The sequence below is a fragment of the Pseudomonas sp. TE12508 genome, assembly GCF_056279485.1.
This window is the reverse complement of sequence record NZ_JBWCCN010000022.1, coordinates 113,850-133,643: the sequence shown is the minus strand read 5'-3', so window position 1 is coordinate 133,643 and position 19,794 is coordinate 113,850. Positions and strand designations below refer to the sequence as shown.

The following is a 19,794-nucleotide window of genomic DNA, read 5'->3' as shown; positions in this document are numbered from 1 at the left end:
AGTTGACCGAGTCGAGCCGCAATTTTGTGATGAACACAAATCTACTGTGGGAGCGAGCCTGCTCGCGATGGCTGCCGCACTGGCAACACCTGAACAACGCCCCACGCCAATTCAAAGACCAGGAAAATAACCAGCAATGAACTGGCGCCGTGGAGCAAGGCATACAGCTGCCAAGCCGAAAACAGAAACCTCCCCACCGCGTCATACCGCCCAAACACCTGCTGCGGATCACGAATCCGCAGCACGGCCCATACGCACACAATCGAACCCAACAAATTCGCCATCAGCATGTGCATCGGCTCGAACGGCGGTAGCTCGCCAGGCACATTGAAAGTCTGACTCAGGCTCAACAACACGCCATGCAACGCCGCAAAACTCCACGGCGTCACAAAAGCAGCGGTCACGATCAGGTCGTACCACGCACTGCCACGCACCACTTGACGATATTGCGTTGAAGTCCACATCCGTCTTGCTCCATAAATTCAGGGAGCAACAAGGCTAAAGCCTGGAGTATGCTCCAGGGTCAAGCCCTCTCGAGACATCAAGATGCGCATCGGTTAATTAGCCCAGGCCAGCGCCGTCAGCCGCGACACATTGCGCTTTTACGAGCAGCGCGGGTTGATCGCCGCGCAACGCAGCGCCAATGGCTATCGCGACTATCCGGCGGAGATGGTGCAACTGGTGCTGTACATCAAGACCGCTCAGCGACTGGGCTTTACCCTCGGCGAGATCGGCAGCAGCGTCGCTGCGCTGTGGCAGGCGCCCGACCCGGCCAATGCCGTGACCCAACTGCTGCAAGACAAACTGAACCTGATCGAAACCCGCATCGCCGAACTCGATGTCTTGCGTCAGGAACTGCAACATCGACTCGGTCAACAGTGTCCTTTGAGTCAGTATCCTTTAAATCCGTGATTCTCATCCATCAAGGAAGCCATTCATGTCCAAGGCAAAAACCGCACTCATCATCGGTGCCTCCCGAGGCTTGGGCCTCGGTCTGGTGAAAACCCTGCTGGCCGACGGCTGGCAAGTCACCGCCACCGTGCGCAACCCGCAGGGCGCCGAAGCCTTGCAAGCGCTGGGCAAGGTGCGGATCGAAAAACTCGACATGGACGATCAGCAAGCGGTCATTGCCCTTAGCCAACAACTCAAGGGGGAAGTCTTCGACTTGTTGTTTGTGAATGCCGGAGTCAAGGGCCCGGAGGTCCAGACGCCGGGCGGCGCGACGTTGGCCGAGGTGGGGCAATTGTTCTTCACCAACGCCGTTGCGCCGATCAATCTGGCCCAGCGCTTCGTCGGGCAGATTCGCGATGGCAGCGGCGTGCTGGCGTTCATGAGTTCGGTGCTGGGCAGCGTGACCATGCCCGACGCGCCGGAGCTGGCGTTGTACAAGGCCAGCAAAGCGGCGCTGAACTCCATGACCAACAGCTTCGTCACGCAACTGGGCGAACAGAAACTCACCGTGCTGTCGCTGCATCCGGGTTGGGTGAAGACTGATATGGGCGGTGAAGGCGCGGACATTGATGTGGAAACCAGCACACGCGGCTTGATTGATCAGGTGAATGCGTATGCCGGCAAGGGCGGGCATCATTTTGTGAACTACAGGGGTGAGACCATTCCCTGGTAATCACCCCATTCCCCTGTGGGAGCGAGCTGTGGCGAGGGGGCTTGCCCCCGTTTGAGTGCGTAGCACTCACAAAATTTTTGGTACATCAGAGATTTGGGGACTGCTTCGCAGCCCAACGGGGGCAAGCCCCCTCGCCACAGCTCGCTCCCACAGGGGTTTCGCGTTGTCTTGTCGGGCGAGGCTTGCCCACGAAGCTTTTTTGTTCGAAACTCCGCACCTCGCCCCCGCGGCGACCCTGGATCAGCAGACAGGGCAACACTGAGCTGGCAACCCTGAACCCAACTTTCAGAGGAGCCGGCCAACATGCCTGCGACCCGTACCTGGTTAAAAAATCCCCTCGCCATTTTCACGGCCAACGCGCTCGATGCCCGTGGCGGTCTGGTTGTGCAAGGCGGCTTGATCGTCGAAGTGCTCGCCGCCGGTCAACAACCCTCCGCGCCCTGTGACCACGTTTTCGATGCGCGCGAACACGTGATCCTGCCGGGGCTGATCAACACCCATCACCACTTCTATCAAACCCTGACCCGTGCCTGGGCTCCGGTGGTTAATCAGCCGTTGTTCCCGTGGCTGAAAACCCTCTATCCGGTCTGGGCTCGTCTCACCCCCGAAAAACTCGCCCTCGCCACCAAAGTCGCATTGGCCGAGTTGCTGCTGTCCGGTTGCACCACCGCGGCCGATCACCATTACCTGTTTCCTGAAGGCCTGGAAAATGCGATCGACGTGCAGGTCGAGAGCGTCCGCGAACTGGGCATGCGCGCCATGCTCACTCGCGGTTCGATGAGCCTCGGTGAAAAAGACGGCGGCCTGCCACCGCAGCAAACCGTCCAGGAAGGTGAAGTGATCCTCGATGACAGCCAACGCTTGATTGCCGCATATCATGAACGCGGCGATGGTGCGCAGATTCAAATCGCCCTGGCACCGTGCTCGCCGTTCTCGGTGACCCCGGAAATCATGTCCGCCAGCGCCGAACTGGCGAACACCCTCGACGTGCGCCTGCACACGCACCTGGCGGAAACCCTCGACGAAGAAGACTTCTGCCTGCAACGTTTCGGCCTGCGTACCGTTGATTACCTGGACAGCGTCGGCTGGCTCGGGCCGCGTACCTGGCTGGCCCATGGCATTCATTTCAACCCCGACGAAATCACCCGTCTCGGCGCGGCCGGCACCGGCATTTGCCATTGCCCGAGCTCGAACATGCGCCTGGCCTCCGGCATTTGCCCGACGCTGGACCTGACCGCTGCGGGTGCGCTGCTGGGGCTGGGCGTTGACGGTTCAGCGTCCAACGATGCGTCGAACATGATCCTCGAAACCCGTCAGGCGCTGTACATCCAGCGGCTGCGCTATGGCGCAGAAAAAATCACACCGGAGTTGGTACTGGGCTGGGCGACCAAGGGTTCGGCAAGTTTGCTCGGGCGCACCGATATCGGTGAACTGGCGGTGGGCAAGCAGGCGGATCTGGCGCTGTTCAAACTGGATGAACTGCGCTTCTCCGGCAGCCATGATCCGGTGTCGGCGCTGCTGCTGTGCGGCGCGGATCGGGCGGACCGGGTGATGGTCGGCGGAAAGTGGCGGGTGATCGACGGTCAGGTTGAGGGGCTGGACCTGAAAGGGTTGATTGCCGATCACAGCCAGGCCGCTCGGCAGTTGATCGCCGGAGTCTAAGTCGACGTAGACCTATTGTGGGAGCGAGCCTGCTCGCGATGAGGCCATGTCATTCAACATTGATGTTGAATGTTAGTCCGCTATCGCGAGCAGGCTCGCTCCCACAGTTTTGTGTGAGGCGCCCGCACCAGTGGATGGCGTGGACTCGAGACGGCGCACCGGGATGGTTCTGTGGTGGTCGTCAGGGCCTCTTCGCGGGCAAGCTTGCTCCTACAGGATTTGCGCAGGTCAAGTGGGAGCGGGCTTGCCCGCGATGGCCGTTACGCGATTTCGATCCATTTGTTGTCCTGTTGGTCAGCAATTTGCATTGCCCTCCTCCATCTCACAACAAAATGGAGTTCCCGTTCATGCATAAACGTCCGTTGAACAAGCTGCTCTGCGCTGTCGCCGCAGCCATCGGTCTGAGCGCCAGCCTGACCGCCAGTGCTGCCGACCCGCTGAAAGTCGGCTTCGTCTATATCGGCCCGATCGGTGACCACGGCTGGACGTATCAGCATGAACAGGGACGCAAGGCGCTGACAGAGAAGTTCGGCGAGCAGATCACCACCAACTACGTGGAGAACGTCGCCGAGGGCGCCGATGCCGAGCGGGTGATCCGCAACATGGCCAAGGACAAATATGACCTGATCTTCACCACGTCTTTCGGCTACATGAACCCGACCCTGAAAGTCGCCAAGCAATTTCCCAAGGTGACCTTCGAACATGCCACCGGCTACAAGCAGGACAAGAACCTCGGCACTTACCTGGCACGTACTTATGAAGGCCGCTACGTCGGCGGTTTTCTCGCGGCGAAGATGACCAAGACCAAGAAAGTCGGCTACGTCGCCTCGTTCCCGATCCCGGAAGTGATCCGCGACATCAACGCCATTCAACTGGCCCTGAACAAGTACAACCCGGGCACCGAGATCAAAGTGGTGTGGGTCAATTCCTGGTTCGACCCGGGCAAGGAAGCCGACGCCGCCAATGCGCTGATCGACCAGGGCGTGGACGTAGTGTTCCAGCACACCGACAGCCCGGCACCGATCCAGGCGGCCGAACGGCGTGGCGTGTATGCCGTCGGTTATGCATCGGACATGGCGCACTTCGGGCCGAAAGCGGTGCTGACGTCTATCGTCAACGACTGGGGGCCGCATTACATTCAGGCGACTCAAAGCGTGCTCGATCACACGTGGAAATCCCAGGATTACTGGGGCGGTCTGAAGGAAGGCACGGTTGAGCTGCCGATCAGCGACCTGGTGCCGCCTGCGGTAAAAACCGAAGCCGAGCAGATCATTGCCGACATCAAGAGCGGTGCCCTGCATCCGTTCACCGGGCCGATCAAGGATCAGGCCGGCGTGGAGAAAATCCCGGCGGGCGCGACGGCAACCAATGCGCAGCTGGCGTCGATGAACTACTACGTCGAAGGCATGAAGGCCGAGATACCGAAGTAATTCCGGCGCGAACACAAAACCCTGTGGGAGCAGGTCTGTGGCGAGGGGGCTTGCCCCCGTTTGAGTGCGTAGCACTCACAAGATCTTTGGTACATCAGAGATTTTGGGGCTGCTTCGCAGCCCAACGGAGGCAAGCCCCCTCGCCACAGGCTCGCTCCCACATTGGATTTTCAGCGTTTTCAAGGACTGCGCATGAACCAACTCCCGATCATCGACATCAGCCCGCTCTACAACGCTGATCAAAACGCCTGGCAATCCATCGCCACACAAATCGACCATGCCTGCCGCGAATGGGGCTTTTTCTATATCAAGGGCCACCCGATCGCCCCGTCGCGTATCGCCGCCGTGCTCGAGCATGCCCAACGTTTCTTCGCCCTACCCGCCGCCGAAAAACTCAAGATCGACATCACCCAAACCCGCCACCACCGCGGCTATGGCGCCATCGCCACCGAGCAACTCGACCCGAGTAAACCCAGCGACCTGAAAGAAACCTTCGACATGGGCCTGCACCTGCCGGCCGATCATCCCGAGGTGATTGCAGGAAAACCTTTGCGCGGGCCTAACCGTCATCCGTCGTTGCCCGGTTGGGAATCGCTGATGGAGCAACACTACGTCGACATGCAGGCGCTCGCTCAAACCCTGTTGCGGGCCATGACTCTGGCATTGGGCATCGAGCGCGATTTCTTCGATAGCCGTTTCAAAGAACCGGTCAGCGTGCTGCGGATGATTCATTACCCGCCGCGCCACACTGCCAGCACCGAAGATCAGCAAGGTGCCGGCGCTCACACCGATTACGGCTGCATCACCCTGCTTTATCAGGATGCCGCTGGCGGACTGCAAGTGCGCAATGTGCAGGGCGAATGGATCGATGCGCCGCCGATTGAAGGCACGTTCGTGGTCAACCTCGGCGACATGATGGCGCGCTGGAGCAACGACCGTTACCTGTCGACGCCGCACCGGGTAATCAGCCCGTTGGGAGTGGATCGTTACTCGATGCCGTTCTTTGCCGAACCGCACCCCGATACACCTATCGAATGCCTGCCCGGCTGCCAGGATGAACGGCATCCGGCGAAATATCCTGCCACCACCTGCGCCGAGTTCCTGCTGTCGCGCTTCGCCGACACCTACGCCTATCGACGGCAACAGGAAGCCGTGTAATGAACCGGCTGGTCAGGTTTTGCTCATTGTTTCTGCGGGCATCTGTAGAATGCCCTCATTGCACCTGATGAGATTTCAAAAATGTACGACTGGCTGAACGCTCTGCCCAAGGCAGAATTGCACTTGCACCTGGAAGGTTCGCTGGAGCCTGAGCTGCTGTTCGCCCTGGCCGAACGCAACAAGATCGCCCTGCCGTGGAGCGACGTTGAAACGCTGCGCAAGGCTTACGCCTTCAATAACCTGCAAGAGTTTCTCGACCTGTATTACCAGGGCGCCGATGTGTTGCGCACGTCTCAGGATTTCTACGACCTGACCTGGGCCTACCTGTTGCGCTGCAAGGCGCAGAACGTGATTCACACCGAACCGTTCTTTGACCCGCAAACCCACACCGACCGTGGCATCCCGTTCGAAGTAGTGCTCAACGGCATCGCCGCCGCACTGAAGGATGGCGAGCAGCAACTGGGCATCACCAGCGGTTTGATCCTCAGTTTCCTGCGTCACTTGAGCGAAGACGAAGCGCAGAAAACCCTCGACCAGGCGCTGCCGTTCCGCGATGCGTTTGTCGCCGTGGGCCTGGACAGTTCGGAGATGGGCCACCCGCCGAGCAAGTTCCAGCGGGTGTTCGATCGTGCACGCAGCGAAGGATTCCTGACCGTGGCCCACGCCGGTGAAGAAGGCCCGCCCGAGTACATCTGGGAAGCCCTCGACCTGCTGAAAATCCAGCGCATCGACCATGGCGTGCGCGCCATCGAAGACGAGCGCTTGATGCAGCGGATCATCGACGAGCAGATCCCGCTGACCGTGTGCCCGTTGTCGAACACCAAACTCTGCGTGTTCGATCACATGTCCCAGCACAACATCCTCGACATGCTCGAGCGCGGTGTGAAAGTCACGGTGAACTCCGATGACCCGGCCTACTTCGGCGGGTATGTCACCGAGAACTTCCACGCGCTGTACACCGATCTGGGCATGACCCAGGATCAGGCCAAGCGCCTGGCGCAGAACAGCCTGGATGCGCGGTTGGTGAAACCGTAAGGTTCACCCAATGAACCTGTGGGAGCGAGCCTGCTCGCGATAGCGGAATGACATTCAACATTGACGCTGAATGTCATGGCCCCATCGCGAGCAGGCTCGCTCCCACAGGTTGATCTGTACCCAAAAAGTTGGACACCCATCCTGATTTTGGGGTCAGATCAGGTTCGGTGATTACCTGACGATCACCGGCTCACTCAACTCTTCCAACGTCTTGCCCCGGGTCTCCATCCCGAACATCCACACCACCCCCGCCGCAATCGCAAAACACATCGCCCCCAGCGCAAACACCCCGCCCTGCCCGGTCATCGGGAACACTAGCCCGGTCACCAACGGCCCGAGCAACGACCCCACGCGGCCGATGGCTGACGCGAACCCCGAACCCGTGGCGCGTGCCGACGTCGGGTACAACTCAGGGGTGTAGGTGTAGAGCACCGCCCACATGCCGAACAGAAAGAACTGCATCAGCAGCCCCGAGGTAATCAACAGACTGACGTTGCCGCCGAACACTGCACTCTGGCCATAAAGAAACGCCATGACGCCACCGCCGAGCAATGTCACGACGCACACCGGTTTACGCCCCCAACGCTCCACCAGCCAGGCGGCCATGAGGAAACCGGGAATCCCGCCGAGGGAAATCAGCACCGTGTAATACACCGATTGAGTCACCGCGAAACCCGATTGTTGCAACAGCGCACTGAGCCAGGACGTCAGGCCATAGAAACCCAGCAAGGCGAAGAACCACACGCTCCAGATCATCATCGTGCGCTGGCGATACTGCGGCGACCAGATCTCCCCTAGCGCAGAGAAGAAAGTGCCCGGTTGACTCGCCACCCGGGGCAGACGAATCGGTTCAGGCAAATCCGCACGGCCCAATGAAGCCCGGACTCGATCTTCGATGCCGAGCAAGACCTTATCCGCCGCGTCATGATGTCCGGCTTGCTCCAGCCAGCGCGGTGACTCGGGAATGAAAAAACGAATCGCCAGGACGAACACCGCCGGCACCGCTAACACCAGAAAGATGTCGCGCCAGCCAATCACCGGCAACAGGAAGTACGACAGCACCCCGGCCGCCACGAAGCCGAGCGGCCAAAAACCATCCATCAACGCGATGTAACGCCCACGTCGCTTTGCCGGAATCAGCTCCGACAGCATCGACTGAGCAATCGGAAACTCCATGCCCATGCCGATCCCCAGCAGGATTCGGAACAGCGTCAGCGTTTCAACGTTTTGCGCCGTGGAACACAGGTAACTGGCGATGCCCCACAGCACAATGCTCCACTGGAACACTGGTTTGCGCCCGAAGCGGTCGGCCAGCATGCCCGACAGCGATGCGCCCAGAACCATGCCGAAAAAACTCGAACTGGCCAGCAACCCGGCCTGCGCCGTGCTCAGGCCAAACTCGGTTTTGATCGAGCCGAGCAGAAAGGTCATCATCGCCAGGTCCATGGAGTCGAAGAAAAACGCCAGGGCAATGATGATGAAAATGATGCGGTGATAACCGCTGATGGGCAGCCGTTCCAATCGTTCTGCCGCGCTGAAGCTTCGTGTGTCCATGCCACATTCCCCCAATCCTGAAAGTCCCCGGATCGAGTGTGCGCGATAGCGGCTGGGGATTATTGCTAAATGCGACCTGTCCACAGCTCTGAACGACGCCTGAAACAAATCCCGGACGTCGCACCTCAATGACTCTAAAGCGCCATTTCCAGTTCGGTTTCCTTGGCGAAGCGATGGATTTCCTGTTGCCCCAAAGCGGTGATCTGCAACGCTCGCGAATCGTTGGGCAGGCTCAACCAGCCCGATTGCATGAACAGCTGCAACAACGCCGCGCCCAATGAACCGCCCATGTGCGGGCGTCTTTCGCTCCAGTCCGGGCAAGCGCAGGCGACTCTGCTGTTGCGATGAGCCAGCGCCTGGATGAACACACCGCGCGTTGCCAATTGTGTGGCGCCCTTGTGAGTGATCATGACCCGCTGATCGAATTGCTCGATCCAGCCCGCATCCAGCAGGCGCTGGTAGAGGTCGGCGGCCAGGGTGCCGCCCAGATGGTCGTCGCAGAGCCTGGCCCGCAGCAATGACGAAGGCGCCGCCTGAGGTTTGGCGATAGGGCTGGTGCGTTTGAAAACCTCTGGAATGTCCCGAGGCGCGCTGGCCAGGGTCGCGCTGGCCAGGGCCTCTATCGCGGCGCCGACTTCGGGCGCGGCAAGCCGGAAAAACCGTTTGCGGCCACGGGTTTCGACTTTCAACAGACCTCCGGCGGACAAACGCCCTAAATGCGCACTGGCCGAAGACGGCGACAGGCCGGCCAGCAACGCCAGCTCTTCGGTTTGCCGCGCCGAGCCGTCCATCAAGGCCCACATCATTGCGCTGCGCTTGGGGTCAGCCAGCAATGTGGCGATCTGGCTGATGCAAGGTGCATGTTCCATGTATTCACTCCCTGTTGAATCGTTTCGTCTACTGCTCAGAGACATCTTGACCAGTAATGTGTCGTCGGCCAAGACGCGAAAACCGCCATGGACCGGGCAAAGCCACCCACTCACCCAAGCCATTGCTTCGTGGGTGCAACGAAGGTCCGGTGATGACCATCGGGTATGACCGAATCGAACCTGGACTCGCCATTGCGAGGTCGACGGTGCGTACATGAGGCGGGCGCTAGTATAAGCGGGTTAACCGCTGGTTCCTGCCCTTGGGAATCCATTGGTGGTGATAGTTGCTGACAGAAATTTCGCTATTTGCCTGCGACTAATGATCGACACCCGAAATCGTCGGAAATTGACTGCTTATTCGAGCGCATCGGCTGGCAAGCATTTCCCGCAAAAGGTTCACCGGCTTACTCAATTGTGCGCGATGGGCGCACAGCAAATTCAGCGGTGCACGCTCACAGAGCAGCTCCGGCATCAGCACTTTCAGCCGACCGGCCAGCACATCGGCGGCGACATCGAGCCAGGACTTATACGCAATCCCCGCCCCCGCGACGGCCCACAGACGCACAACATCGGCGTCGTCACTGAAGCGATCGCCACTGACCGTCAGGCTCATTTCGCGTTTGCCATCGTGGAAACTCCAGTGATCGTGAACCCGACTACCGAGCATGAATAACAGGCAATTGTGCTGAGCCAATTGCTCCAGATACCGAGGTTCGCCATGCCGGGTCAGGTAACTCGGCGCCGCGCAGAGCACACGACGGTTCTGCGGGGCGATGGGCAACGCCACCAGGCTTGAGTCTTCCGGCTCGCCATACCGCAGGGCAATGTCCACCGGTTGGCGAAACAGGTCGGCGATGCGGTCGCCCAGCAGCAACCGGACCGTGAGCTTCGGATGCTCGCGCTGGAACTCGTCGAGCCATGGCAACAGCAGGTTGCGACCGAAATCCGAAGGCGCCGACAACTGCAAAACCCCGCTGACCTGATCCTGCCCGCTGGCCAGCAAGCGGCGGCCCTCATCGAGATTGCTCAAGGCTGCCCGGGCGTATTCCAGAAAACCTTCGCCTTCCGCAGTCAGGCGCAGGCTGCGGGTAGAACGGGCGAGCAAGCGGGCGCCGAGTTGCTGTTCGATGCGCTTCAACGCCGCACTGGCCACCGCCGCCGACATATCCATCACCCGCGCCGCCGCCGACAGGCTGCCCAGGTCTGCAGCCCGAACGAACAACTGCAAGTCATCGAAACGCAACATCTTCAGCCCCGATTATCAAAAAAATATTGAAAGAGACTGCTCTTTTAGCGGGTTTTATCTTGCCGGGAAATAACCAATCATCTGTCCCATCGAAATCATTCCGTTCCAGGAGCCCATATGAAAGCCATTGCCTACTACGCCTCCCTGCCCATCAGCGACGAAAAATCCCTGCAAGACATCGAACTGCCAGAGCCGGTCGCCGGCCCGCGCGACCTGTTGGTGGAGGTCAAAGCCATCTCGGTCAACCCGGTGGACACCAAGGTTCGCCAGAACGTCCAGCCTGAAGGTGGCGCGGCAAAGGTGCTGGGCTGGGACGTGGCCGGAGTGGTCAAGGCAGTCGGCAGCGAAGTGACCTTGTTCAAGGTTGGCGACAAGGTGTTCTACGCCGGCTCCATCGCCCGTGCCGGCGGCAATAGCGAGTTGCATGTGGTGGACGAGCGAATCGTCGGCCATATGCCGAAGACCCTCGGTTTCGCCGAAGCTGCCGCCCTGCCGCTGACCGCCATCACCGCGTGGGAATTGCTGTTCGAACGCCTGCAAGTACGCGAAGGCAAAACCGATGAGGGCCAGAGCCTGCTGATCGTCGGTGCCGCTGGCGGTGTGGGTTCGATCCTCACGCAATTGGCCAGCCAGCTCACCGGGCTGAAGGTCATCGGCACCGCTTCCCGTGCACAAACCCAGAGCTGGGTGCGTGACCTGGGTGCCGATCAGGTGATCGATCATAGCCAGCCGCTGAGCGAAGAACTCAAACGTGCCGGGTTCGAGCAGGTGACCCACGTCGCCAGCCTGACCCAGACCGATCAACATCTGGATCAATTGGTGGAGGCGTTGGCGCCGCAAGGCAAACTGGCGCTGATCGATGATCCGAAGTCGCTGGACGTGACCAAGCTCAAGCGCAAGAGCCTGTCGCTGCACTGGGAGTTCATGTACACCCGCTCGCTGTTCGAAACCGCAGACATGATCGAGCAGCACAACCTCCTCAACCGCGTCGCCGGGCTGATCGATGCGGGCACGCTGAAAACCACGGTCGGCGAGCACTTCGGGACCATCAACGCGGCCAACCTGCGGCGTGCCCATGCTCTGCTGGAGAGCGGCAAGTCCAAGGGCAAAATTGTGCTTGAAGGGTTCTGAAGAGTAGGAGCTGCCGGAGGCTGCGATCTTTTGATTTTGCTTTTAAAAACACAAGATCAAAAGATCGCAGCCTTGGGCAGTGCCTACAGGGGATGGTGATTTTTTGCCGTCAGTCAGAGAATTGACCGTTGTCACAATTGCGATCGTATTCAGGTCTACAATCGAAAACTCTGCGAACAATCATTTACGTGATGTCTTTTACGAGACGTCTTTTACGAAGGAGTTCAGCAATGAAGATCCTGATAAAAGAATTGGCAACATCCCGCTGGCAGGTCCGCCTGGATCAACACGCTGTGACGTTCCGCAGTGAGGCCGAAGCCCTGGCCTTCACTAAAACGCTTGAAGCGCGCTTGCACGCGCCCCATCAGATTCCCGACCGTCAGCATCGCGCTGCTGGCTGAGTCCGTCCTCAGACCTGGGCTTGCGTCAGCGCCCGGGCATTTTGCAAACGTCGGGTGAGCGTCGCCGCGCTCACCACCAGAATCCCGCACAGGCTGATGACCATGGCCATCGGCATGGCGCTGCCATCGTGCAAAACACCCACCAATGCTGCGGCCCCGGCGGCAACGCTGAACTGCAGGCAACCGAGCATCGCCGAGGCACTGCCCGCCCGCGCGCCCTGACCGTTCATGGCGCAGGCCGAGGCGTTGGGCACAATACAACCCAGGCTGGCGATGCAGAGGAAAAGCGGAATCAGCAACGGCCACAACTGCTCGGTGTGCAACGCGCTGACCGCCAACAGGGCCAAACCGCCCGCCAGATAGAGCCAGACAGTACGCGCCAGTAAAAAGGCCGGGCCGCGCTTGGCCAGCATCCGGGCATTGACCTGGGCCACCAGAATGAAACCCGCCGCGTTAATGCCGAACAGCCAGCCAAAATGCTCGGCTGGCACGCCATAGAGTTTGATGAAGACGAACGGTGAACCGGCGATGTAGGCAAACATCCCGGCGATGGCGACACCGCCGGTCAGGGCATGGCCGAGGAAGATCGGGTCCGCCAGTAACCGACCGTACTGACGCAGCGCGCCCGACAACGGTTGGCGCGGCACATGGGCCGGCAGACTTTCCGGCAGCCCCAGGGCGACTGCCAACCCTGCCAACGCACTGAAACCGGTCAGCACCAGAAAGATCGATTGCCAGCCCGTCGTGTTGACCAGCAACCCGCCCAGCATCGGCGCAAGAATCGGCGCCAGGCCCATCACCAGCATCAACTGCGAAAAGACCTTCGCCGAACCCACCGCATCGCATTTATCGCTGACCACCGCCCGCGAAATCACCATGCCCGCGCACCCGCCCAGCGCCTGGACGAAACGTGCGCCAATCAGCCATTCCAGGGTCGGCGCATAAGCACAGGCCAACGAAGCGGCGGTGAACAAGCCGACACCTGTCAGCAAGGGAATCCGTCGCCCAAAGCGATCGGCCACCGGGCCGTACGCCAGTTGACCAATGGACAGGCCAAGGAAATAGGCCGCCAGGGTCAGTTGAACGTGTTTTTCGTCGGTGCCGAAAGCGAGCGCCATCGCCGGGAATGCCGGCAGATAGAAATCGATCGCCAGCGGACCGAAAGCGCTCAAGGCGCCGAGAATCAGGATTGTGCGAAAGTTCATCAGGCGTCCAGATTAGACAGGGATCGGCAGGCCGACAGTCTAGCCTTGCGTGGACGCCTTGAACATTCCGTTAGGTCGCTAACTATTAAAAAACTCAGGCCAATTTGACGCCATAGCCCTCTTCGCTGATCGCGGCGATCACCTGATCGGCCGTCAACGCACTTTCAACGCCGACTTCTTTTGCCGCCAGATCAATGCGCACACTGGCCGCGGGATCCTTGGCTTGCAGCGCCTGAGTGATGGCCTTGACGCAATGACCGCAGGACATGCCTTCAACATTGAACACTTGCATGGGACAACTCCTTGAATGAAGCCCTTTAATGAGGGGTGCAGGCAGTCTCGAGCTTGCCACTATGGCAAGGTCAAGTTCTGAAGCAAGCTGCCGGGCTGGCAATCGGCGTCGTGCTCGGCCAAGCTGCGTCCATCTATGACTCGACATCAGGAGATTCAGCCATGCGCTGGTCAGCTCTCAGCCTGTTTGGCTTCCTCAGCCTATTTGCCGCGACACCTTCGGTTCAAGCCGCCGGAGAGGACTACGGCGTGCTGATCATTTCCCGCGAGCGCCTGGAGGTTTCGACTTCCTGCGAGATCGGCGTGTACATCCAGGATCAGCTATCGGCGCGACTGTTCCAGGAACAGAGCACCTCGTTCAACCTGCCGCCGGGCAATGTGTCCCTGCGTCTCAAACTGCTGCCGGGCCAAGCGCCGGGTTGCAACCCGGGCATGCTCGCGCCGGGTTCGCAGAACATCACGCTCAAGGCCGGGGATGTGTTGAAGTTCCGGATTGCAATGACGCAGGAAGGGATGTACCTCAAGCCTGCCGCCCTCGAGTATTGACGCAAAACAAATGCGGGAGCGGGCTTGCTCGCGAAGGGGCCATAACATTCAACATTATCGTTGACTGTTACACCGCTTTCGCGAGCAAGCCCGCTCCCACATTGGGTCTGCGACGATTTGAAGAGTGGCGCTTGACCTTGCCAGCATGGCAAGGTTGATCCTGTAGGTAATTTCTACAGGGAGCGTGACCGATGTCCGAATCCACCACCTTCGATCTGCCGATTGCCGGCATGACCTGCGCCAGTTGCGCCGGACGTGTCGAGCGTGCCTTGAGCAAAGTCATCGGCGCCACGGCCGTCAGCGTCAACCTGGCCACCGAACAGGCTCGGGTTCAAGCGCCCAGTGATAGCCTGCCTGCCTTGATGGACGCGGTGCAGCAGGCCGGTTACAGCGTGCCACAGCAGACCCTGGAATTGAGCATCGACGGCATGACTTGCGCGTCCTGCGTCGGCCGCGTCGAACGGGCGCTGACCAAGGTGCCGGGGGTGAAGAGTGTCAGCGTTAACCTGGCCAACGAACGTGCGCACCTCGAGCTGCTCGGCCAGGTCGATCCGCAAACCCTGATCGACGCCGTGACCAAAGCCGGTTACTCCGCCAGCGTCTGGGAAGTCGAACACCCGCAAGCCGACGTTCAACAGCAACGCCTGCATCGCGAACGCTGGGCCTTGCTGGCGGCCATCGCCCTCGCTTTGCCGCTGGTGCTGCCGATGGTGCTGCAACCTTTCGGCGTGCACTGGATGCTCCCGGCGTGGGTGCAGTTTGCGTTGGCGACGCCGGTGCAGTTCATCTTCGGCGCGCGCTTCTATGTCGCTGCGTGGAAAGCCGTGCGCGCAGGTGCCGGCAACATGGATTTGCTGGTGGCCCTGGGCACCAGCGCCGGCTATGGCCTGAGCGTTTACGAGTGGGCCACCGCTGCCGGTCGCCTGCCGCACCTGTATTTCGAAGCCTCGGCGGTGGTGATCGCCTTGGTATTGCTGGGCAAATACCTGGAAAGCCGCGCCAAGCGCCAGACCGCCAGCGCCATCCGAGCCCTGGAAGCCTTGCGTCCGGAGCGAGCCATTCAGGTGATCGATGGCCGCGAGCAGGAGGTAGCGATCAGCGCTTTGCGCCTCAACGATCTGGTCATGGTCAAACCCGGCGAACGCTTCCCGGTGGATGGCATCGTTGTGGAAGGCCAGAGCCACGCCGATGAAGCACTGATCAGCGGCGAGAGCCTGCCGGTACCCAAACAACCGGGTGACAAGGTCACCGGCGGCGCCATCAATGGCGAAGGTCGGTTACTGGTTCAAACCTTGGCGCTCGGCGCAGAAACCGTGCTGGCGCGGATCATTCGCCTGGTCGAAGACGCGCAGGCGGCGAAAGCGCCGATCCAGAAACTGGTGGATAAAGTCAGCCAGGTGTTCGTGCCTGTGGTTCTGTTGATCGCGCTGGCGACCCTGCTCGGTTGGTGGCTGTACGGCGCGCCTCTGGAAACCGCGTTGATCAACGCCGTCGCGGTGTTGGTGATCGCCTGCCCTTGTGCACTCGGGCTGGCCACGCCGACGGCAATCATGGCCGGCACGGGTGTAGCGGCGCGCTACGGGATTCTGATCAAGGACGCCGAAGCCTTGGAGCGCGCTCATGAAGTCAGCGCCGTGGTGTTCGACAAGACCGGCACGCTGACTTCGGGCACGCCGCGCATCGCCCATCTGAGTGCCATCGAAGGTGACGAAGCCGCCTTGCTGCAAATGGCCGGGGCGCTGCAACGCGGCAGCGAACACCCGTTGGCCAAAGCTGTGCTGGATGCCTGCGTCGAGCGCAGCTTGACCGTGGCGGATGTCAGCGACAGTCAATCGCTGACCGGGCGCGGCATTGCCGGCAATCTCAATGGTCGGCGATTGGCTTTGGGCAATCGGCGCCTGCTGGAAGAAAGCGGCCTGAGCGCCGGACCATTGGCTGACTCCGCAACGGCCTGGGAAACTGAAGGCCGGACCCTGTCCTGGCTGATCGAACAAAGCCCTGAACCGCGTGTGCTCGGCCTGTTCGCCTTCGGTGACACACTCAAACCCGGCGCCTTGCAAGCAGTGCAACAGCTGAGCGCACGGAACATCAGCAGCCACCTGCTGACCGGCGATAACCGCGGCAGCGCCAAGGTGGTCGCCGAGGCACTGGGCATCAGCGATGTCCACGCCGAAGTATTGCCGGCGGACAAAGCCGCCACCGTCGCTGCACTGAAAAAAACCGGTGTGGTGGCAATGGTCGGCGACGGCATCAACGACGCACCGGCCCTTGCCGCGGCAGACATCGGCATCGCCATGGGTGGCGGCACCGACGTCGCCATGCACGCTGCAGGGATCACCCTGATGCGCGGCGATCCACGGCTGGTGCCGGCGGCGCTGGAGATCAGCCGCAAGACCTACGCGAAGATTCGCCAAAACCTGTTCTGGGCCTTCGTCTATAACCTGATCGGCCTGCCACTGGCGGCGTTCGGCTTCCTCAACCCGGTGCTGGCCGGCGCAGCCATGGCGCTGTCGAGCGTCAGCGTGGTCAGCAATGCGTTACTGTTGAAAACCTGGAAACCCAAAGACTTGGAGGATCACCGATGAACATTGGCCAAGCGGCCCGCCAGAGCGGTCTGAGCGCAAAGATGATCCGTTATTACGAATCCATCGGCCTGCTCAAGGCTGCTCATCGCACCGACAGTGGCTACCGGGTCTATGGCGATGACGACCTGCACACCCTGGCGTTCATCAAGCGTTCTCGTGATCTGGGCTTTTCACTGGAAGAGGTCGGCAAACTGCTGACCCTCTGGCAAGACCGTCAGCGCGCCAGCGCTGATGTGAAGGCGCTGGCCCGTCAGCACATCGACGAACTGAACCAGAAGATTCGCGAACTCGGCCAACTGCGCGACACCCTGCAAGACCTGGTAGAACATTGCCACGGCGACCACCGCCCGGACTGCCCGATCCTCAAGGAGCTGGCGTCGGGCTGCTGCGCCGAACCCGCCCATTCCTGAGCGCCAACCCCTTCGCCACCAGCAACGTGGTGAGGGGAATGCCATGGAACAACAACACCACCGCGCCGGGCGTCCACCACGAATAGAACGGCGCGGCGATCAACATGCCGATGCCGAACCCGGTCATTTGCAGCAGCGTCAAAAAGCTGAAAATCGGCAGGCGCAGGTTGTCCGGTTCACGTTGCAGGCGCGACATCAGGCCGACTTCCGAGAACCCGTCGCCCAAGCCTGCGGGCAACGAAAACAGCAGCAAGCCGTAAAGCGTCTGCTGCTGAAACATCAGGATGAAGCCGCAGGACATCAGCAAAACGCCGAAGAAAAATCGCCGTTCCAAATGAACGTTGTCCGTACCTTTCAGGCGACTGGCAATTCGCGCACCGATGAATTTTCCACTGGCCCAGACCGCCAGCATCATGCCCAAGGTGGTGCTGGCCGACTCGGGTGTCAGCAGTTTTGAAATGATCGGGAAGCCGACGTTGTGTGCGGCGCTGCCCAAAGTGTCGGCCATGGCAACGGCTAGCATCGCCGTCAGCACCGGCGCCGTGCGCAAACCCTGACACAGGGCTGACCATTCGCCTTGTTGGTGATGGGGTTCATCACTGGGTGCAGGTCTGGAAAACCGCAGCGGCACAATCAACAACGCCGCCAGCAGGTAAGTGGCCACGTTCAGGGCAAACACCGTTTCAAAGCCAAACCCCGCCACCAACAACCCCGCCACCAGACTCCCGCCGACCATCGCCGCAGATGATGCCGAGGTCATCCAGGCGTTGGTCTTGAGCAGCTGCGCCTTATCGATCATGTGCGGTAATTGGCTGTTGAGGCCAATGGCGAACATCGAATTGCCGAACCCCAGACCGAACGCGATCAGCGGTAGCAGCAGCGCTTGTTGGGTGACCGGCAACACTAGCAGCAGGCCCAGCAAACCGGCGCGCAGCAGGTCGAAGGCAATCAGCGGCAGGCGCCCGGCCCAGCGGCGATAGAACCGGGTGCCGATCAAACTGGCAAAGATCCCCCCGGCTACACGGCTGGCGAGGAAGATGCCGACACTCATGGCGCTGTTGCTGAGCAGATAGACGTAAGTGGCCAGCGCGACCATGTTGAGGAAAGCGCCGAAGTCCGAAATCAGCCGGGCGGCGATGATCAGTTGGGCATTGCGGGTGGTGTTCACATTCAGTCCTTGAGTGTGGTGAGTATCGCCGTTGTGGATTGTCTGGTCTGACGCCATCGCGGGCAAGCCACGCTCCCACAGGTCAGGTGTCGATCATAGAATCCGGGGGCGACACAAAAACTATGGGAGCGAGCTTGCCCGCGATGCAGACGACGCGGCCCCCAAAAAAGCACCTGCAAAAAACCCGGCCGAAGCCGGGTTTTGGGTCAACCGATCACTGCATCCACGGTGGAGGCGGTTCTTCGGCTTTGCTCGGTGGCGCGTCGTCCGCAGCGCGGATCGCTTGCTTACGCTCTTCATCGAGACGGGCCGCCTCGATTTCGCGCATGATCCCGCCGACGTCCGCCAGCTCTTCCGGCTCGTCGAACTCGCCGGTCAACACACTGGCCGGGTGCAAGGTGCCGGCTTCATACAACGCCCACATTTCCTTGGCGTACTTGGTGCGTTTCAACTCCGGTGCAAAACGACCGAAGTAAGACGCCATGTTGCCCACGTCCCGCTCCAACATGTTGAACGCGTGGTTGTTGCCCGCCGCATCCACCGCTTGAGGCAAGTCGATGATGACCGGGCCGGTCGGCGTCAGCAGTACGTTGAACTCGGACAGGTCACCGTGCACCAGGCCGGTACACAGCATCAGCACGATCTGCGAAATCAGAAACGCGTGATATTCGCGCGCCTGGTCCGGCTCCAGCACCACATCGTTCAAACGCGGCGCGGCATCGCCGTACTCGTCGGCCACCAGCTCCATCAGCAGCACGCCTTCGAGGAAGTCATACGGCTTGGGTACTCGCACACCGGCACCGGCCAACCGGAACAACGCCGCCACTTCGGCATTCTGCCAGGCGTCTTCGGTTTCTTTCTTGCCGAACTTGGAGCCCTTGGCCATCGCTCGAGCCTGCCGGCTGTTGCGCACCTTACGGCCTTCCTGATACTCGGCCGCCTGACGAAAACTGCGTTTATTCGCCTCCTTGTAGACCTTGGCACAACGCAGCTCGTTGCCGCAGCGCACCACATAAACAGCTGCTTCTTTACCACTCATGAGTGGGCGCAGCACCTCGTCGACCAGACCGTCCTCGATCAGGGGTTCAATGCGTTTTGGAGTCTTCATCAGCTTTTATTGTGGGTCCTTTATTACCAAACACGCGAAAGTCATTCGTTATACGGCAATCCACTCATTCGCGGGAGGGGTTGCCGACCTATGAACGTTCCCATGAACATCAAGAAGCACACAATGTGCCGGATTAATCAGACACAACTCATCGACCGCTCAGGATCATAGCTGAGCCTGCGCCACTTGTTTACGAAGGGCTACAAGGGCATTTGCGACAGAATCTGACACGTAGATCCCTACCCTTCGCCGGATTTTTCTCAACAGGCCTCAATTTCCACGTTCCTCAGCCGAAGTCATTAGAGAGAAAAGGAATTGTCCGACAATCGCCCCGACAATGATAACGAGGGCGCACTCAAGGATCGGGGTAT

18 protein-coding genes and 1 pseudogene are annotated in these 19,794 nt (G+C 60.3%); 11 read left to right on the top strand and 8 right to left on the bottom strand.

Annotated features, from left to right (window positions below; genetic code table 11):
- Positions 1–41: 41 nt before the first annotated feature.
- Positions 42–464 (bottom strand): hypothetical protein, encoded by a 423-nt coding sequence (locus ACZ9IM_RS26805; RefSeq protein ID WP_476225434.1) that lies wholly within the window; start codon positions 462–464, stop codon positions 42–44.
- Positions 465–546: 82 nt separating this feature from the next.
- Here ACZ9IM_RS26805 and ACZ9IM_RS26800 point away from each other — a divergent pair.
- The 6 genes and pseudogenes from ACZ9IM_RS26800 (at position 547) to ACZ9IM_RS26775 (ending at position 6,909) form a co-directional block, all read left to right on the top strand.
- Positions 547–912, top strand: a pseudogene (locus ACZ9IM_RS26800) (MerR family transcriptional regulator).
- A 25-nt stretch (positions 913–937) separates the two neighbouring features.
- A complete protein-coding gene (locus ACZ9IM_RS26795) occupies positions 938–1,624 on the top strand; it encodes an SDR family oxidoreductase (RefSeq protein ID WP_123500981.1) in 687 nt (228 codons plus the stop codon).
- Positions 1,625–1,927: 303 nt separating this feature from the next.
- Positions 1,928–3,286 (top strand): 8-oxoguanine deaminase, encoded by a 1,359-nt coding sequence (locus ACZ9IM_RS26790; RefSeq protein WP_427626977.1) that lies wholly within the window; start codon positions 1,928–1,930, stop codon positions 3,284–3,286.
- Positions 3,287–3,633: 347 nt separating this feature from the next.
- On the top strand, positions 3,634–4,716 hold the full coding sequence (locus ACZ9IM_RS26785; protein ID WP_476225433.1) for a BMP family ABC transporter substrate-binding protein: 1,083 nt from the start codon (positions 3,634–3,636) through the stop codon (positions 4,714–4,716).
- A gap of 192 nt (positions 4,717–4,908) precedes the next feature.
- Positions 4,909–5,874 carry a 2-oxoglutarate and iron-dependent oxygenase domain-containing protein gene (locus ACZ9IM_RS26780; RefSeq protein WP_427626981.1) on the top strand — a complete coding sequence of 322 codons (966 nt, stop codon included), beginning with the start codon at positions 4,909–4,911 and terminating at the stop codon, positions 5,872–5,874.
- An 81-nt stretch (positions 5,875–5,955) separates the two neighbouring features.
- Positions 5,956–6,909: an adenosine deaminase gene (locus ACZ9IM_RS26775; protein WP_007907140.1), complete on the top strand. Its 954-nt coding sequence runs from the start codon at positions 5,956–5,958 to the stop codon at positions 6,907–6,909.
- 171 nt (positions 6,910–7,080) lie between these two features.
- Here ACZ9IM_RS26775 and ACZ9IM_RS26770 read toward each other — a convergent pair whose 3' ends face one another.
- The 3 genes from ACZ9IM_RS26770 to ACZ9IM_RS26760 form a co-directional block, all read right to left on the bottom strand.
- The gene (locus ACZ9IM_RS26770) at positions 7,081–8,463 is read right to left on the bottom strand and encodes an MFS transporter (protein WP_427626984.1); all 1,383 of its coding nucleotides are present in this window, start codon (positions 8,461–8,463) and stop codon (positions 7,081–7,083) included.
- 134 nt (positions 8,464–8,597) lie between these two features.
- Positions 8,598–9,332, bottom strand: a complete 735-nt coding sequence (locus ACZ9IM_RS26765; RefSeq protein WP_008069673.1) for an ArsR/SmtB family transcription factor — start codon at positions 9,330–9,332, stop codon at positions 8,598–8,600.
- Between the two features lie 316 nt (positions 9,333–9,648).
- Positions 9,649–10,578 carry a LysR family transcriptional regulator gene (locus tag ACZ9IM_RS26760; RefSeq protein ID WP_476225431.1) on the bottom strand — a complete coding sequence of 310 codons (930 nt, stop codon included), beginning with the start codon at positions 10,576–10,578 and terminating at the stop codon, positions 9,649–9,651.
- Between the two features lie 117 nt (positions 10,579–10,695).
- On the opposite strand from ACZ9IM_RS26760, the gene ACZ9IM_RS26755 reads away from it, so the two are divergent.
- Together ACZ9IM_RS26755 and ACZ9IM_RS26750 are read left to right on the top strand one after the other, a co-directional pair.
- Positions 10,696–11,709, top strand: coding sequence for a zinc-binding alcohol dehydrogenase family protein (locus ACZ9IM_RS26755; RefSeq protein WP_476225430.1), 1,014 nt, complete (start codon positions 10,696–10,698; stop codon positions 11,707–11,709).
- Positions 11,710–11,939: 230 nt separating this feature from the next.
- Complete coding sequence (locus tag ACZ9IM_RS26750) at positions 11,940–12,110, top strand: hypothetical protein (protein ID WP_427626990.1); 171 nt, start codon at positions 11,940–11,942, stop codon at positions 12,108–12,110.
- Between the two features lie 8 nt (positions 12,111–12,118).
- On the opposite strand, the gene ACZ9IM_RS26745 is transcribed toward ACZ9IM_RS26750, so the two are convergent.
- Positions 12,119–13,315: a multidrug effflux MFS transporter gene (locus ACZ9IM_RS26745; RefSeq protein ID WP_427626992.1), complete on the bottom strand. Its 1,197-nt coding sequence runs from the start codon at positions 13,313–13,315 to the stop codon at positions 12,119–12,121.
- A gap of 94 nt (positions 13,316–13,409) precedes the next feature.
- Entirely contained in the window at positions 13,410–13,607 is a 198-nt protein-coding gene (locus ACZ9IM_RS26740) for a heavy-metal-associated domain-containing protein (RefSeq protein ID WP_008069687.1), read from the bottom strand.
- A gap of 161 nt (positions 13,608–13,768) precedes the next feature.
- Between ACZ9IM_RS26740 and ACZ9IM_RS26735 the strand changes: the two genes are divergently transcribed.
- From ACZ9IM_RS26735 to cueR, 3 genes are all read left to right on the top strand, one after another.
- Positions 13,769–14,152 (top strand): hypothetical protein, encoded by a 384-nt coding sequence (locus tag ACZ9IM_RS26735; protein ID WP_048396201.1) that lies wholly within the window; start codon positions 13,769–13,771, stop codon positions 14,150–14,152.
- A 191-nt stretch (positions 14,153–14,343) separates the two neighbouring features.
- On the top strand, positions 14,344–16,737 hold the full coding sequence (locus ACZ9IM_RS26730) for a heavy metal translocating P-type ATPase (RefSeq protein WP_476225428.1): 2,394 nt from the start codon (positions 14,344–14,346) through the stop codon (positions 16,735–16,737).
- Positions 16,734–17,147 carry a Cu(I)-responsive transcriptional regulator gene (gene cueR / locus ACZ9IM_RS26725; RefSeq protein WP_007907120.1) on the top strand — a complete coding sequence of 138 codons (414 nt, stop codon included), beginning with the start codon at positions 16,734–16,736 and terminating at the stop codon, positions 17,145–17,147. Before ACZ9IM_RS26730 ends, cueR begins: the two co-directional genes overlap by 4 nt.
- On the opposite strand, the gene ACZ9IM_RS26720 is transcribed toward cueR, so the two are convergent.
- Together ACZ9IM_RS26720 and ACZ9IM_RS26715 are read right to left on the bottom strand one after the other, a co-directional pair.
- Entirely contained in the window at positions 17,101–18,315 is a 1,215-nt protein-coding gene (locus tag ACZ9IM_RS26720) for an MFS transporter (protein ID WP_476225427.1), read from the bottom strand. The genes cueR and ACZ9IM_RS26720 overlap by 47 nt on opposite strands.
- A gap of 214 nt (positions 18,316–18,529) precedes the next feature.
- Complete coding sequence (locus tag ACZ9IM_RS26715; RefSeq protein ID WP_007907116.1) at positions 18,530–19,423, bottom strand: PA4780 family RIO1-like protein kinase; 894 nt, start codon at positions 19,421–19,423, stop codon at positions 18,530–18,532.
- Positions 19,424–19,794: the final 371 nt, after the last annotated feature.